Annotated in this window: 2 protein-coding genes; one reads left to right on the top strand and one right to left on the bottom strand. The window is 62.8% G+C overall.

Annotated elements, in window-relative coordinates:
- Window positions 1-211, bottom strand: a 211-nt coding sequence (locus tag J6497_RS40580) for a LexA family protein (RefSeq protein ID WP_376708351.1), incomplete at its 3' end; no start/stop codon positions are given.
- Between the two features lie 43 nt (window positions 212-254).
- Here J6497_RS40580 and J6497_RS40575 point away from each other — a divergent pair.
- A complete protein-coding gene (locus J6497_RS40575) occupies window positions 255-1,376 on the top strand; it encodes an IS630 family transposase (protein ID WP_225709735.1) in 1,122 nt (373 codons plus the stop codon).
- The last annotated feature ends 23 nt before the right edge of the window (window positions 1,377-1,399 follow it).

Here is a 1,399-nt window from a genome sequence, read left to right as displayed (position 1 = left end):
TGCGAGGGGTCCTTGGCTGCCTTCTGATGAGGCCAGCTCGTTCCAGCGTTAGCACCATCTGGTGAACCGACGGCGGGCTGACGCGGAAATATTCCTGCATGTCGGTTTCGGCCGGGGGCCTGCGATGCAGGCGGGTATAGAGGTGGATAAAAGCCAGATACTGCCCCTGCTTGGGCGTGAAGGTTTTTGCCGTAAGACTCACGCCGGCCATCCGATTCAGTTGTTCGTGCGTGCCTCGAACGAGGAGGCACGCCATGAATGTACGCTACCGGGTCGAACTCAGCCAAATCGAGCGCACTGAACTCAGGGCGCTGCTCAGCGGCGGCAAGCATGCGTCCCGCAAGCTCAAGCGGGCACAGATTTTGCTGGCCGCCGATGGTGGAGCCAGCGACGAGGAGATCGCAAGGAGCGTCGGTGTGGGCGGCTCGACCGTGTACCGGACCAAGCGGCACTTCGTGGAAGGCAATCTGGAACGGGCGCTGAGCGAAGAGCCGCGTCCCGGAGCGGAGCGCAAACTCACGGGCAAGGAAGAAGCCTTGCTGGTGGTGACAGCCTGCGCCAGTCCCCCGGCGGGCCGCGCCCGCTGGACGCTCAAGCTGCTGGCAGGTGCGATGGTCAAGCTCACCGAGCACAAGAGCCTGTCGCACGAGACGGTTCGGCGGCGCCTGGCGGAAAATGACCTCAAACCTTGGCGCAAGGACATGTGGTGCATTCCACTGGTCGACGGCGAATACGTCGCCCGCATGGAAGACGTGCTCGACCTTTACGCCGAGGCGCCCGATCCCGAGCGGCCGGTGGTGTGCCTCGATGAAAGCCCGGTCCAGCTCATCGGCGAAGCGCGTCAGCCGATCCCAGCCGAGCCAGGCCGGTTCGAACGTTACGATTACGAGTATCGTCGCAGTGGCACCGTCAACCTCTTCGTCCTGCTCGACGTGCATCGTCCCTGGCGCAAGGTCAAAGTCACCGAGCGGCGCGCGGCCGAGGACTATGCCCAATGCATGCGCGACCTCGTCGACATCCACTACCCCGGCGCCGAGACCATCCGGATCGTTCAGGATAATTTATCGACCCATTCTGCCGGCGCCCTCTATCAAACGTTCCCGCCCGCCGAAGCCAGGCGGATCTTGCGGCGGCTCGAGTTCCACTACACCCCCAAGCATGCAAGCTGGCTCAACATGGTTGAGATCGAGGTCGGCGTCTTGCGGGGACAGTGCCTCGGTCGCAGGATCGACGACCCCAAGCGACTGCGCCGCGAAATCATCGCTTGGGAACGGCAGAGGAACGCCGCACGCTGCCGCATCAAATGGATGTTCACTACAGACAAGGCCCGCGCCAAAATGGGCCGAGCCTATCCCGACACTTCCAAAGAGTCATAATCACCGTGCAGAGCAACTAGAGC

It is taken from the genome of Bradyrhizobium cenepequi (genome assembly GCF_020329485.1).
Lineage (GTDB): Bacteria > Pseudomonadota > Alphaproteobacteria > Rhizobiales > Xanthobacteraceae > Bradyrhizobium > Bradyrhizobium cenepequi.
The sequence above is the reverse complement of the archived record's forward strand: the minus strand, read 5'-3'. Positions and strand labels throughout refer to the sequence as shown.

Bases quoted from the DNA above. Each gene is read 5' to 3' on its own strand.
- J6497_RS40575 (WP_225709735.1), top strand. From the start codon at position 255: ATGAATGTACGCTACCGGGTCGAACTCAGCCAAATCGAGCGCACTGAA.